This is a genomic window from Sulfuriferula sp. GW1 (genome assembly GCF_047300855.1).
Lineage (GTDB): Bacteria > Pseudomonadota > Gammaproteobacteria > Burkholderiales > Sulfuriferulaceae > Sulfuriferula.
Genome location: NZ_CP170197.1, coordinates 2,227,214 through 2,240,379, shown reverse-complemented (window position 1 = coordinate 2,240,379; position 13,166 = coordinate 2,227,214). Strand labels below are relative to the sequence as shown.

Genomic DNA, 13,166 nt, shown 5'->3' with positions numbered 1-13,166 from the left:
GTAACGCAAGTAATATGCCAGCGTGAGAATTGTTTTAATTTATTGTTTTTTAATGTTTTTGTAAGTTATTTATGTGATGAACAGGATAGGGCGCTCTCTTCAGGTGCAGTGACGGCGGGACAAGCACAGGCCCGGTGCGCTGTCTAAACTGCGTTATTGAACGAGCATCGGTGCTGCGTAGATGGGACGGTTATTGCTCACAGGAGATTTCCTGCGTGGAGAAGCCGGAACGGAGGGAGGCCGATCGGAGAAATTGGTGCTATGGGAGTATTAACCAGCAGAGAGAAGATTGTTTGGCATTGGATATTTTTTATCGGCCAATCGACGATCGGTGAAACTCATAATTTGATCAATGCCAACTTTGCATTTTCAGCGAATGCTTCAAACTGTGTTGCCGACAATGGCTTGCTGTAAAAATAGCCCTGTACCTCATCGCAGCCCTGTGCGCTCAGGAACTCGAGTTGCTCGGCTGTCTCGACGCCTTCAGCAATGGTTTGCAGGCCGAGGCTTTTTGCCATGCTGATAATCGCCGCAACAATGGCTTTGTCTTCAAGGTCGGTACTGATGTCGCGTACAAAAGACTGGTCGATCTTGAGTTTGTATACCTTGAATTTTTTCAGGTAGCTTAGTGACGAATAGCCTGTGCCGAAATCATCTATCGACATGCGGATGCCGCGTTCATGCAACTTGTTCATCATCGCGATCGCTCCCGGCGGGTCCTGCATCGCTACGCCTTCCGTCAGTTCCAGCTCCAGATATTGCGCAGGTAATTGTGCTTCATTGAGAATGTTTGTCACCAGATCGGGCAAGCTTGGGTGACGGAACTGCACTGCCGACAGATTGACTGAAATGATCATGGGCTCGTGGCCGTTGTCTATCCACTGTTTTAGCTGTTGTACAGCGGTACGCAGCACCCATTCTCCTATGGGTAAAATCAATCCACTATCTTCAGCAGCGGGAATGAATTCCTCCGGTGAGATCATGCCAAATTCCGGATGCTGCCAGCGTAGCAAAGCTTCTGCGCCGGTGATATGCGGATCTCGCATGGACACTTGCGGTTGGTAATAAATCTGGAGTTGGTCTCGTTCCAATGCGTGGCGCAATGCATTGATCAATTGCAGATTGCGGGTCGTGCGCGCCTGCATTTCTGCGGTAAAGAAACAATATCCATTACGGCCATCCTGTTTGGCGCGATACATGGCGGTGTCGGCGCTTTTGGACAGTGTTTCCAGATCCACACCATCATACGGATAAAGGGCGATGCCGATCGACGCGGTTACGACCAGGTCATATAGATTTATCAGGTAGGGCTCGGCGATGACATCCAGTAACTTCTGCGCCACTTGCGATGCGCCTACCGCGTCACAACCCGGCAACATCAGAATAAATTCGTCACCACCCATGCGGGATGCCGTATCTTCTTCACGCAGAACCGATTGCAAACGTCTGGCGGCTTCGATCAAAAAAGCATCGCCAATACTGTGACCAAGCGTGTCATTGATATCCTTGAAACGGTCAAGATCAATGAACATCAGCGCCAGATATCCGTTACTGCGCTTCGCCAGACTCAACGCATATTTGAGATGTTCGGCCAACTGGATGCGGTTGGGCAGGCCGGTGAGCACATCGAAATTGGCCAGATACTGAATACGTTCCTCGGCGTATTTTCGTTCGGTGATATCTTCCTTGATGCCCAGGTAGTGTGTGATCTGTCCTGAGTCTTCACGCATAGGCGAAATGTATACAGACTCGATGTATTCGATGCCGTCCTTGCGCTTATTGAAGAGCTCTCCTTGCCAGCTTTCCCCGCGATTCAGACAATCCCACATGCTGTCGTAGGTGGTGCGCGGCGTCTTGCCGGATTTCAACAGACGCGGGTTTTTTCCGATGACCTCGTCGGGGCTGTACCCAGTCGTTTTGACAAAGGCCGTGTTGACATACTCAATCCTTGCATCGAGGTCAGTGATAAGGATGACGTTGGGACTTTGTTCGACTGTCTGCGACAGCTTGCGCAACTGATCCTGCTCCCGCTTGCGTTCAGTCTCGTTGTCGAAGCGATTCAGCGCGAAGCCGATATCCATCGCCATTTCAACCAAAAGATCCTGAGCCGCCTTATCGAATGCATTGACTGTATCGGAATACAGAATGAATGCGCCCACAGTGACGCCATGTCGATGCAAAGGCAGCGAAGCCATGGCATTCCAGCCAAATTTCATGCCTCCCTCACGCCAAACGGCGGTAGCGGGATCCTGGTGAAAGTCCTGACACCAGTAGGGTTGGTTTCCGCGCATGGCAGTTCCGGTGGGACCTTGTCCGCTTGGTTTGTTCGCATCCACCGAGACTTCGATCCCTTCCAGAAATTCAATGCCGACACCGAATGAAGCCACTGGTTTGATCAGTTTGCTTGCCTCATCCAGCATCCCGATCCACGCCATTTTCATGCCACCGAAAACGACCGCGTCACGGCAGACTTGTGGCAACAACTCTGCCTCGCTGGCACAGCGCACGATGGCCTGGTTGCATTGACTCAGTGCGGCATACAGCTGGGTTAATCGCAGCACTTGAGCCTCGGCAAGCTTGCGTTCGGTGATGTCCCGTATGATCCCCAGCAGGTTGCCATCGGGCATTGTGGTGGCAGTCACCTCCGCCGCAAAGGTGGAGCCATCCTTACGGCGAAGCCGCCACTCGCGCAGGTAATGGTTTTCGGTTTTGATCGCCTGCAACGCGGGTTCGATATGTTGAATCTCGGCCTGAAAAACGATATCCGAGGCGCGCAAACCAATCAATTCGTCGCGTGTATAGCCGAGCATCCGGCACATACTTTCATTGGCGTCGAGATAGTAACTCTCAGGATTGGCGATGACGATACCGCTTGGCGCATACTCGAACAGCAAACGGTAACGAGCCTCGCTTTCCTGTAGCGCAATCTCCGCCCGCTTGCGTTCGGTAATGACATTGGCCGACGGGACGAGAAACTCGACCTTACCGGTCTCGTCACGCAGCGGATTCAGGGAGAAATCAATGATGATGAACTGGTTTTCAGCCGCGCGTACCTGCACGTCATAGCGCGAACTTTCACCCAAAGCGGCGCGTTCGATGGCGGCGCGCAGTTGTTGCTGAACCGGTTCGGAGTAAGACCACCAGTAGGTGTGTTCAAACGGCTTTCCCAGCACATCGGCAGGTTCCAACCCGCCTGCTGCCAGCGCTAATCGGTTGGCTTCGATCAATGTCCCGTCTGTTGTCAACAAGCCCAGGAAGGTTTCCGAGCCTATTCCGTCGATCAGTTTACGCAGCCGTTCTTTACCCGCCTTCAACGCAGTTTCTGTTCGATGGTGGATGATGGCGATGGCAGCGGTATGCGTGGCGGTATCGATGAGCCGCAGTTGCTCGGCTTGCGGCAGTCCAGGCTGGCGGTAATACATCGCGAAGGTGCCGAGCACGCGTTGCTGCTTGTCGAAAATCGGCGTGGACCAGCAGGCGTGCAACGCGTGGGGCAGCGCCGCCGCTTTGTAAACTGCCCAGAGCGGATCGGTGGCAATTTCTTCTACAAACACGGCCTCCTTACGGTAGGCGGCTGTGCCGCACGATCCGGCGCATGGTCCGATCGGTTGCCCATCCACCGCCGCCACAAATTCCGCCGGCAGGCTCGGCGCGGCGCCGTGCCGAACGTGAATACCATCTTCGTCGAGCAGCAGTATGGAACCCAGCATTCCCGGTGATTGTGCCTCGATCAGCCGCACCAGTGCTGTCAGCGTATCAGGCAAAGGAATTCCGGTGGCGATCATCTCCAGGATATGCTTCTGCCCGTCAAGCAGGGTTTCCATGTGTTTGCGCCGGGTGATGTCATGTGCAATTCCGAGAATCTGGCTTACCTGACCCTGTGCATCACGGGTAAACGGCGTTTCACGGCTATTCAGCCAGTGCCAAACACCCTGTTTATCCCGGATGCGGTATTCGATAGAGCGGATTTCTTCATTCGAGGCGTCTTTCCATGCGGCATGGTTTGCGGAGATAGTGGGCAAGTCGTCAGGGTGGAAAAGCTGAAGCACTTCGCTGCCCATTGCCTGCGCCTCTTCATGCGTATAGCCGAAGGCGGTAAGCCAGTGCCGGTTGACATAAACGTTTTGCTGTTCTGGCAGATCGAAAATATAGACCGTGCCCGGTTCAGTCTCCAGAATCCGTTCCAGCATGTGCGTTTTATCTTGAAGCCTGGACTCAAGTTTTTTGCGCTGGCTGATATCGCGCACACTGGAAAGAATGGCTCGTTTACCCAGATAAATGATGGGGGAGGAATAGATTTCCACCTGCAGTTCGTTACCGTTTTTGCACCGGTGTATCCACTCGAACTGTTCGGGAGAATCCAGGGCTTTATGCAGCCGGGGCAAGATTTCAGCCCCCAGATGCGGGGCAGCAAGGTCAGAAACATTCATCTGCATCAACTCATCTGCACTGTAGCCATACCGTAAGGTCGCAGTCAGGTTCGCATTGAGTATCTGGCCAGATGAATCAATTATAAAAATCGCATCGGAAATCGCATCGAATATCATGCGGAAATCAGCATTTTTATCAGGCGGAATATTTTTTCCCATGTTCGATTCCGTTGAGATTATCGTGAGACCCTGAATTACTATAGCAAATACGGGTTTGATTTGATTGCCAAATTTTGGCTATCAATTCACGCTACCCAACAAGCTTGAAGATGCTATTCGCCAAGTCGAGGACGCAAGCAGGGGCGCCCCGTTGTGGATAAGATACGGGCGGGAATGAAGTGTGCTGCAATCTTGCCGTTGCGCTTGCGAATTGAAGGGTGCCAATCAATAACAGTGCGTCGATAACCAATGCGGCAGTGGGTTCGCTGACTTACGCCTGCCAAACCCCATAGCCAGCCTCGCGCAGGCCGATCGCCAACTCCACTTCCATGTCGCGAGCGCCCTCATAGGGCATCGGGTTGTAAACTTCGTAGAGCTCCGGCAATAGGCGCAAGCCGAATTGTTTGACGTATCGATTGGACTGGATACCTGCCTTATGTTTGTCGAAGCGCACGTCGGGGTCCAATCCGGTCATGCCGACATAAACGCAGGGTTTGCCCGTGACATAACCGGGGTTGGATTTTTTGAAGCGGCCTTCGTAAAGAACGTCCTTCGACAGTTCGATCACATAGACGTGATAGTGGTTACGGCGCCCCATGGTTGGGGGTCAGAGGACTTGTTTCACAGGCTCTGTTACAAGACCGGCGGGTGATCGCCGGTCTTTATGATGATTACTTCTTGCTGCCGTTCACCGCTGCTTTCAGCGTGGCACCCGCCTTGAAGGCAGGCGCTTTCGATGCCTTGATCTTGAGCTCGGCGCCGGTAGCAGGATTGCGGCCGGTACGCGCTGCACGCTTGCGAACTTCAAATGTACCAAAGCCGACCAAGGCAACATTGTCGCCTTTCTTCAGCGTGGCAGTGACGATTTCGATCAGCGCAGCAATGTTACGGTCAGCGTCAGCCTTGGTGCTGCCAGTCTTGCCAGCCAAAGCGTCAATCAGTTCTTTACGGTTCATTTTGATAGCTCCCGGTGGTTGTGGTGAAAGTACCGGCATGGATTGTTGTTGAAATTTGGTTTACTTGCAAGGGTTAGCTGCACGCCGGCTGCATGCCACAGGGGCGCCTCAGTTTGCGCTGCCCCACCACGATGACATCCTATGTTGGCTACCGTACAGTGTTTGAGGTGAGGCAGGCGTACTTTAAATTCTGGTCGACGCCGGATGCGACGCGACTGACAAACCACTTACCAGGAGGCTGTCATGACTAAGCAAACCAAAGATCAGCATCAGAAACCGGGGCAGACTCATCCTTCTCCTTTAGAAGAAGTGAACAAGCAAAAACAGAAGGCGGAAGAACGCGAGGTAGCTGGCCGGCATAAAAATGACGGTCAAAAAGATCACAAAGGCGCCCGTTAATGAGGACGTAACCACCGAAAAAAAGGTGGCCAATATCCTTTTTTGTCAGCCATGACACAGTCACACTGATCGCTCGTGCGGCGCCAGGCGGTTGAACATCCGTTCGGGACGGATGGGCGCAACGCATTCACCGCAGTAGATGCTTCCAGGTTCGCAGACTTCAAGCAGTGGCGGATCAACTGTTTTAATAAAAGGATAGATCATGAAAAAACTATTGCTGATCCTGAGCCTAATGGTGATTGGTCTGAGTGGTTGCTATGTTGTGCCTTACGGAGGCCATGATGATGGCTATCGGAGAGGCCGGGATCATCGGGATGATGGTGGTCATCAGCGAGGTCACGATGACCATGATGGTAGGCGGGGTGGAGAGCATGGCGACTGAGATGGCTATCATTGGGTAGCTGCCCCATCTATATGCCAAGGTCTATCTTTGACAGAGTTTGAACAATTCGAAATGATGTCGCCTGAATGGCTGCTTCGAGAAGCGACGGACACATCCGACAGAACAGTGTCGGAAATAGTCATGCGCCGCGCAAAGGGAATGACAGGCTCAGGAAATGAGGTGTCCTCAGTAATGCAAGCTGATCGTCATATCCATGTTTTGCCCGTCGTATGGGAATCTGGCGGCAGAGAATGAAGGTGCTCCCACCACGCCCTTGGCGTCGTTTGAAAACCCGTAGCCTTCGGTCGGGATTCCGAGCCAGTTCATATCGAGCTTGCCATTCATGTTCTCATCATGAATGACGGCCATCGCATACGTTCCCGGCGGGATGTCTTCAAAGTCGCAACGCGCCTGCGTATCCCTGATTTTTATTACCATGATATTGGTAGCAGAGTGCAGATACTCAGTAGGGAAGCCGGCTGAAGATTCGAAAAGTGCACAAGCTATGGTTCCAGTGCTGTTTCTGATGTTCAGAATCTTCACGTGAATGCCGGGACATGATGATTGGGCAAAGGTGAGGACGGGAAGATTCGCTAACACCAGCACCGCAAGCCATGCTACGCATCGAGCACACATGGGAACTCGCATCCACGGACCCCAGGCCGTCAAGCCCACTGCAGTCTTCCGAATGATCGACTCGTTCATGGTCTTCTTCAAAGATCCAGCCTGCATGGGCTGAGCGGATCGCAGCCTCAGCTTTGAGGCACTGCGGGCCAGGATTCTGTTTGCCGAGGTGCGCTCAAACATGACACTCCCCCGAAATACGAAATAACGGCGCGAGACTTCGCATGATTCTCGAATAACTACCCCATGCCGAGATTGACGCTCCAACAGGAGCTTTCATCAACACAAGTCGAAGTGGGCTTCGGCGTAGACACATCTACACGGGTGATGTTGATCGAGAATGGTGACCGGCTACCCACTACCCACTATAAAATCGGATGCACTCCATTTTTCCTGGCTTTCACAGCGCGCAGCCGCGACGAAGGATTAGGATGGACGGCTGAGTATATCGCCTGGTGGTTCTGCACCCTGGGAAGCAAGCGATCGAATTCGTTTTTGACCACTGCATAGCATTCACATACGCGCGACTCCAAGCCCGGCCGGTCAAGCACGGTGATGTGCCCACGGCGGTAGCGAATGAGCCCCGCTTGCTGCAAATGTCCGGCGGCCTCGGTGATGCCTTCACGCCGCACGCCGATCATGCTGGCAATCAGTTCCTGCGTCATGGTCAACTCGTTCGAAGGCATGTGATCGAGGGTCAGCAACAGCCACCGGCACAATTGCTGCTCCACAGTGTGGTGGCGATTGCATACTGCCGTTTGGGATACCTGTGTAATCAGCGCCTGGGTATAGCGCAGCAGCATGTGCTGCATGGCGCCGGCGCGGCGCCCCCCGACACGGTTGTATTCCTCCATCAGCACCCGCGCCTTGAGTCGGTAGGCATAACCGCCGGTAGACACGATGGCCCGGCCAGTAGTGGTATTCCCGCCCATGAAAAGCGAAATGCCGAGTACGCCCTCATTGCCCACCCCCGCGATTTCGGACGATGCACCGCTTTCCGTCATGTAATGCAGAGACACGATGGCGGTTGTCGGAAAATAGACGTACTTTAACTGGCTGCCGGATTCATAAAGGGTTTCGCCCAGCGGCATCGCGACCAACTCCAGATGCGGAGCGATGTGTTCGAATTCCGCCGTAGGCAGTCCGGCAAGAAGATGGTTTTGATTGGGACTTTGCAGGGTATCCATATGCGTCCTGTCAATAAGCGCATCTAAATTATCTGTATAGCATCAACTTGAAAGAATACAAATCCAGCAGGCGGTCATAACCAAGTATCGCCCGCCCGTTTTGGTTGAAAGTGATACCCCGAGAGCTGGTTGTGATGGACAGCTTGCGCTCCGGAGTGGACGGTCGATCATGCATGATCGATACCTGCTTAATCCAGCGTGCGCCGGTAGCGTTTCAAGCCGATCGCCAGTACCACCGCCATGAACACCAACAGTGGCCACACACTCGGCCAGGTTTCGGTCCAGCCGTTGCCTTTCAGCATGATGCCGCGCACGATGTGCAGGAAGTGGGTGAGCGGCAGCGCGGAGCCGATGACCTGTGCCCACTCCGGCATGCCGCGAAACGGGAACATGAAGCCGGACAGTAGCATGGATGGCAGGAAAAAGAAAAACGTCATCTGCATGGCCTGCAGCTGGCTTTTGGCAATGGTGGAAAACATCATGCCGACGGCGAGATTGGCAGCCAGAAAAATCAGCACGCAGGCCAGCAACAGCGGCAGGCTCCCGGCGATGGGGACGTGAAACAGGAAGTACGCGGCGGTAAGGATGACCACCACCTGGATGTAGCCCACCATGATGTAGGGGATGATCTTGCCGATCATCACTTCCAGCGGGTGCACCGGCATGGCCAGCAGATTTTCCAGGGTGCCGCGTTCCAGTTCGCGGGTCACTGCCATGCCGGTCATCATGATCATGGTCATGGTGAGGATGGTTCCCATCAGTCCCGGCACGATGTTGTACTGGGTGATGCCCTCCGGGTTGTAGTTGCGCTGCACGCGGATTTCGAACGGCGGTGGCGTACCGTTCAAGCGGGCGAGCGGGCCGGTCAGGTCATGGGACAGCACGGTCTGGTTGAGGCTGGCCAACGCCGCCAGCGCGTTGCCGGTCGCGGCCGGGTCGGAAGCGTCCGCTTCCACCAGTACCGCGGGTTTCTCGCCGCGGACCAGGCGGCGCGAGAAATCGGCGGGGATGGAAACAATGAACTGGATCGTGCCCACCGCCATGCCTTGTTCCGCCTGTGCGACACCCCCTGTGTAAGGCCGTATATCGAAGTAGCCGCTGTTTTCCAGACCCGCCGTGAAGCTGCGCGAATATGCACTCTGGTCGGCGTCCAGCACCACGGTAGGCAAGTGCTTGGGGTCGGTATTGATGGCAAAGCCGAACAGCACCAGCTGCATCACGGGAATGCTCACCATCATGGCAAAGGTGATACGGTCGCGTCGCAGCTGGATGAATTCCTTCGCCACGATGGCCCACAGGCGGTGCAGGGAGAGCGGCAGCTTCATGTTAACAATCGCAATTCAATGGCCACAGAGGCCACAGAGAAGGCGAGAGCGAGATTGGCAACGATCTTGTTCTGGGCATACAAGCATATCCGGCCCGACCGCCTTGGCTGTTCTCCGTGTGCTCTGTGTTCTCTGTGGCCAAAGCAATTTCAAGCTTCATCCGATTTTCTCCGGGGTGCGATCCATGAGTTGGATGAAGACCTGCTCCAGTCCCGTTTCCACTGGCTCGAAGCGCAAGCCCTCAATCCCGGACAGGCTCTGTCTGATGCGTTCTCCGTCTGTGCCGCTGACGCTGTAAACATGCCCCATGGCAACGACCTGCTCGATGCCGGGCAGAGCTTTGAGCCGTTCTCCCAGTGCCAGGTCGTTGCCTTGTACGTTGAAACTGACCAGTTTGCTGGCAGCCAGCAGTTCGTCCGGTGTGCCCGATGCGAGCAGGTCGCCATAGGCGATGTAGCCCAGGCGGTGGCAGCGTGCTGCCTCGTCCATGTAGTGAGTGGACACCAGCACGCTGATGCCTTGTCCGGCCAGGCGGTGAATTTCATCCCAGAAATCGCGCCGCGCCTTGGGGTCGACACCGGCGGTGGGTTCATCCAGCAGCAGCAGGCGTGGCTGGTGCAGCATGCAGGCAGCCAAGGCCAGGCGCTGTTTCCAGCCGCCGGAGAGAGTGCCCGCCAGTTGTTCGCGCCGGTCGGCCAGACCGAGATCGATCATCGACTGCTCTACCACGCTGCGGCGGTTGTCCATGCCATACATGCGTGCCACAAAGTCCAGATTTTCGCGGATGGATAAATCATCGTAAAAGCTGAACCGCTGGGTCATGTAGCCCACCTGTTTCTTGATTTCGCGGCTCTGCGTGAGCACGTCGAAATCCAGGCAGGTGCCGCTGCCGGAATCCGGCGTGAGCAGCCCGCACAGCATGCGGATCGAGGTGGTCTTGCCGCTGCCGTTGGGTCCGAGAAAGCCGAATATTTCGCCGCCGCGCACCTGTAGCGACAGGCCGTTGACGGCGCGCTTGCCGTTGAAGGATTTGCTCAGTTCGTGGACGTCGATGAGCAGCGCCTCGCTCATTGCAGCGTCACGCTCACCGGCTGGCCGGGGTGCAGCCGCGTCGCATCCTTCGGCGCGGGCCAGGCTTCCACCATGTAGACCAGACGGTGGCGGTTGTTTTCGCTATACAGCACTGGCGGCGTGTATTCGGCTTGCTGGGCGATGAAGCGCACGGTGGCCGCGATCGGTGCGCCGCAGCCATCGCAACTGATGTGCACGCTTGCTCCGGCATGCAGGGCGGCCAGCTGCGTTTCCGGCACGAAGAAACGCACCTTGATATTCTGCGGCGGCAGGATGGACAGCACCGGCTGGCCGGCGGCCACCCATTCCCCTACACGGTAAAAACTGTCCTCCACCGGACCGCTCACCGGCGCGGTCTGGGATTTCTGCGCCAGCCGAACCTGGCTTTGCGCCAGCTGCGCCTGGGCAGCATTGACTTGAGCGGCAGCGGCAGAACGCTCATCCGCGCGTCCCGGCAGCCGGGCGCTGGTGCGCTGTGCTTCGGTTTCGGCGAGGTGCGCCTGGTCGCGGGCGAGCTGGGTGCGTGCCTGGTCCAGTGCCTCGACGCTGATAAAGCCTTTCGCCCGCAATGCCTGCTGGCGCGCCAACTGATCCCGGGACAGTTGGGCGCGTGCCCGCGCATCCGCAATCTGGGCATCGATCACTGCGATCTCCGGCGCTCGCTTGCCTGTACCCAGGTTGGCCGCTTGCGCCTGCGCCTGTGCCAGCAGTGCTTGTGACTGTGCCACTGCGGCGGCTTCCTGCGCCTGTTCCAGACTGAACAAGGCGGTACCCGTCTGCACCGTGTCGCCGCGCCGCACCGCGAGCGAAGTCAACACCCCCGACTGCTGCGCAGCCACCCGCACCGGCTCGCCTTCCGCGTAGCCCTGGAAGTGTTGCGGTGGAGCGGGCTGGCATCCCGCCAGGAGACATCCCGCCAACAGGTGCGGCACTAAGCTGTAATAACGGTTAAACAGAATATTCATGGGTCGGCAGCATGGTGGACAGGTGCAGGATGAAGCATAACATTCTAAACGCGTCAGCCCCGCGCGCGGTAAGTGTCAAAGTCGGGGCGGATGAAGCCGACGCGACCTATACTGGTCAGGTAACAGTGACGGGGCATGATTACAAGGCACCTCTAAAGCCATGGAAGGCGTGGATTACTTCGAGCACGATGCCGACATCGGCGTTATCGGCTGCGGCAGCAGCGTGGGGCAGGCGTTCGAGCGCGCCGCCGCGGCCATGTTCGCGGTGATGACCGATCTTGCGGCAGTGCAGCGCAGCGTGCAGGTGGCATTCGATTTCGAGGAAGCCGACCTGGAGCTGGCGCTGGTGATCTGGCTCAACCGCCTGTTGGCGGAAGCGCGTGCCCAGGGCTTGATATTCGGGCATTTTCAGCTGCAGCGGGACGGCGACAACTGGCATGGCACAGCCTGGGGCGAGCCGTGGCGGTCCGATCTGGAACGCGGCGTGGAGGTGAAGGGCGCATTGGTTATTTTGAAACTAGCGGACAGTCAATTTTTTTTTAGAACACTGACACTCAACATAGAAGTGAGCGGCCTGCGCGTCTTTTCGAGCAGGCCGCTCGACTGCCGGGTTAGCCAACATTGGCAAGCGCCTCGGCCAATACCCGCTTGCCCTCAGCAAGTCGAGCCGCGCGCGGCAAGCCCCTGATGTCGCCAAACAACTCAACGGCGACTTGATACGGTTCAATTGAGCGCTCCAGGGTTGGAGCGTGGCAGGCGAGAAACCAAAGTTGGAAGACGGACTCTTCAACCGACAGGGGGCCGAAATTGCCGGAGTTCATAACCGTCCAAAATACCACTGATTCAGTTTCAATCGGATCAAACTGGAAAGTCTCAGACGCGTCGGTGCGAGCATGCTTGAGGAAGTTCTGAGGTTTGCGCATCACGTTGAAATACTCTGGCGCGGAGATCCCGTTCGCGTCTTGGGCAAATTTGTCCCAAGACTTATCTGGATGCAGTTGATCCACCAAATCGGAAATAATGATTGAAGCGGCGCCCACAAGCGTATGAACTGCAACAGGGTCAACACCATCAAATAACAGTCGAATCGCCACTGTCAGTTGTCTGCGCGCGGCATCGAGCTTGGAGAGTTCGAAACGGTCTGTCATGTTGGCTACGTTTGAAATCACCGGCGCTGCGCGGCTTCATTGCGCAGCGCCCTGTGGATTGATGGGTTGGGCCACGCTCTCATTAGACTTGAATGCCTGCGAGGATAACCTTGCGGACACTATTATCGATGCAGCATATGAACTTGTGGCTTCAACGTACCGAAGGAAAGCTTCGCGCCCTACCACGATAGGGTCTCCAAGTTTCTGAGGAAGCCATGGGCAAAGTTCAAGTAGACGCGTGTCCGCTACTCCCGCACGGTGAACGATGACATTCCGTACCGCAGCTAACTCGCTAAGGTTTCGGCGTTGTTCGGGCGTGACATTCGGGTGAATCCCAAAAGGCTTTAATAGACACTCAAACCGTCCTGCCCCAGGTTTCAAAGCCGCAGCAAGTTCACGCTCTAGGATGCCTACTAGGTAACGCATTCTGTCTTCACCGTTAAAACTCTCGTACTCTGTGATTCGGACGCGAACGTTGTTGAACTCTGGGACGAGACGGGCTGACGGATAGGCAACCAAC

General features: G+C 55.8%; 12 protein-coding genes. 2 read left to right on the top strand and 10 right to left on the bottom strand.

What is annotated here, in order from left to right:
- Positions 1 to 338: 338 nt before the first annotated feature.
- The 3 genes from ACFDAU_RS10915 to ACFDAU_RS10905 form a co-directional block, all read right to left on the bottom strand.
- Positions 339 to 4,589, bottom strand: a complete 4,251-nt coding sequence (locus ACFDAU_RS10915; RefSeq protein ID WP_413436955.1) for a PAS domain S-box protein — start codon at positions 4,587 to 4,589, stop codon at positions 339 to 341.
- Positions 4,590 to 4,860: 271 nt separating this feature from the next.
- Positions 4,861 to 5,187 (bottom strand): hypothetical protein, encoded by a 327-nt coding sequence (locus tag ACFDAU_RS10910; protein ID WP_413436954.1) that lies wholly within the window; start codon positions 5,185 to 5,187, stop codon positions 4,861 to 4,863.
- A 73-nt stretch (positions 5,188 to 5,260) separates the two neighbouring features.
- Complete coding sequence (locus ACFDAU_RS10905) at positions 5,261 to 5,545, bottom strand: HU family DNA-binding protein (RefSeq protein ID WP_124704313.1); 285 nt, start codon at positions 5,543 to 5,545, stop codon at positions 5,261 to 5,263.
- A 243-nt stretch (positions 5,546 to 5,788) separates the two neighbouring features.
- Here ACFDAU_RS10905 and ACFDAU_RS10900 point away from each other — a divergent pair, with 243 nt between their 5' ends.
- Positions 5,789 to 5,944 carry a hypothetical protein gene (locus ACFDAU_RS10900; protein ID WP_189836314.1) on the top strand — a complete coding sequence of 52 codons (156 nt, stop codon included), beginning with the start codon at positions 5,789 to 5,791 and terminating at the stop codon, positions 5,942 to 5,944.
- Positions 5,945 to 6,173: 229 nt separating this feature from the next.
- Here the strand turns inward: ACFDAU_RS10900 and ACFDAU_RS10895 are convergent, their stop codons facing one another.
- The 6 genes from ACFDAU_RS10895 to ACFDAU_RS10870 form a co-directional block, all read right to left on the bottom strand.
- Positions 6,174 to 6,338: a hypothetical protein gene (locus ACFDAU_RS10895; protein ID WP_413436953.1), complete on the bottom strand. Its 165-nt coding sequence runs from the start codon at positions 6,336 to 6,338 to the stop codon at positions 6,174 to 6,176.
- A gap of 174 nt (positions 6,339 to 6,512) precedes the next feature.
- Positions 6,513 to 7,133, bottom strand: a complete 621-nt coding sequence (locus ACFDAU_RS10890; protein WP_413436952.1) for a DUF2141 domain-containing protein — start codon at positions 7,131 to 7,133, stop codon at positions 6,513 to 6,515.
- A 182-nt stretch (positions 7,134 to 7,315) separates the two neighbouring features.
- Positions 7,316 to 8,137, bottom strand: coding sequence for a Crp/Fnr family transcriptional regulator (locus ACFDAU_RS10885; RefSeq protein ID WP_413436951.1), 822 nt, complete (start codon positions 8,135 to 8,137; stop codon positions 7,316 to 7,318).
- A 188-nt stretch (positions 8,138 to 8,325) separates the two neighbouring features.
- The gene (locus tag ACFDAU_RS10880; protein ID WP_413436950.1) at positions 8,326 to 9,462 is read right to left on the bottom strand and encodes an ABC transporter permease; all 1,137 of its coding nucleotides are present in this window, start codon (positions 9,460 to 9,462) and stop codon (positions 8,326 to 8,328) included.
- Between the two features lie 156 nt (positions 9,463 to 9,618).
- The gene (locus tag ACFDAU_RS10875; RefSeq protein ID WP_413436949.1) at positions 9,619 to 10,533 is read right to left on the bottom strand and encodes an ATP-binding cassette domain-containing protein; all 915 of its coding nucleotides are present in this window, start codon (positions 10,531 to 10,533) and stop codon (positions 9,619 to 9,621) included.
- A complete protein-coding gene (locus tag ACFDAU_RS10870; protein WP_413436948.1) occupies positions 10,530 to 11,498 on the bottom strand; it encodes an HlyD family secretion protein in 969 nt (322 codons plus the stop codon). Before ACFDAU_RS10870 ends, ACFDAU_RS10875 begins: the two co-directional genes overlap by 4 nt.
- A gap of 160 nt (positions 11,499 to 11,658) precedes the next feature.
- Here ACFDAU_RS10870 and ACFDAU_RS10865 point away from each other — a divergent pair, with 160 nt between their 5' ends.
- A complete protein-coding gene (locus ACFDAU_RS10865) occupies positions 11,659 to 12,186 on the top strand; it encodes an archease (protein ID WP_413436947.1) in 528 nt (175 codons plus the stop codon).
- On the opposite strand, the gene ACFDAU_RS10860 is transcribed toward ACFDAU_RS10865, so the two are convergent.
- The gene (locus ACFDAU_RS10860; RefSeq protein WP_413436946.1) at positions 12,110 to 12,646 is read right to left on the bottom strand and encodes a hypothetical protein; all 537 of its coding nucleotides are present in this window, start codon (positions 12,644 to 12,646) and stop codon (positions 12,110 to 12,112) included. The two genes, ACFDAU_RS10865 and ACFDAU_RS10860, sit on opposite strands and share 77 nt — an antisense overlap.
- Positions 12,647 to 13,166 lie beyond the last annotated feature (520 nt).

Bases quoted from the DNA above. Each gene is read 5' to 3' on its own strand.
- ACFDAU_RS10915 (WP_413436955.1), bottom strand. From the start codon at position 4,589: ATGGGAAAAAATATTCCGCCTGATAAAAATGCTGATTTCCGCATGATA.
- ACFDAU_RS10910 (WP_413436954.1), bottom strand. From the start codon at position 5,187: ATGGGGCGCCGTAACCACTATCACGTCTATGTGATCGAACTGTCGAAG.
- ACFDAU_RS10905 (WP_124704313.1), bottom strand. From the start codon at position 5,545: ATGAACCGTAAAGAACTGATTGACGCTTTGGCTGGCAAGACTGGCAGC.
- ACFDAU_RS10900 (WP_189836314.1), top strand. From the start codon at position 5,789: ATGACTAAGCAAACCAAAGATCAGCATCAGAAACCGGGGCAGACTCAT.
- ACFDAU_RS10895 (WP_413436953.1), bottom strand. From the start codon at position 6,338: ATGATAGCCATCTCAGTCGCCATGCTCTCCACCCCGCCTACCATCATG.
- ACFDAU_RS10890 (WP_413436952.1), bottom strand. From the start codon at position 7,133: ATGTTTGAGCGCACCTCGGCAAACAGAATCCTGGCCCGCAGTGCCTCA.
- ACFDAU_RS10885 (WP_413436951.1), bottom strand. From the start codon at position 8,137: ATGGATACCCTGCAAAGTCCCAATCAAAACCATCTTCTTGCCGGACTG.
- ACFDAU_RS10880 (WP_413436950.1), bottom strand. From the start codon at position 9,462: ATGAAGCTGCCGCTCTCCCTGCACCGCCTGTGGGCCATCGTGGCGAAG.
- ACFDAU_RS10875 (WP_413436949.1), bottom strand. From the start codon at position 10,533: ATGAGCGAGGCGCTGCTCATCGACGTCCACGAACTGAGCAAATCCTTC.
- ACFDAU_RS10870 (WP_413436948.1), bottom strand. From the start codon at position 11,498: ATGAATATTCTGTTTAACCGTTATTACAGCTTAGTGCCGCACCTGTTG.
- ACFDAU_RS10865 (WP_413436947.1), top strand. From the start codon at position 11,659: ATGGAAGGCGTGGATTACTTCGAGCACGATGCCGACATCGGCGTTATC.
- ACFDAU_RS10860 (WP_413436946.1), bottom strand. From the start codon at position 12,646: ATGACAGACCGTTTCGAACTCTCCAAGCTCGATGCCGCGCGCAGACAA.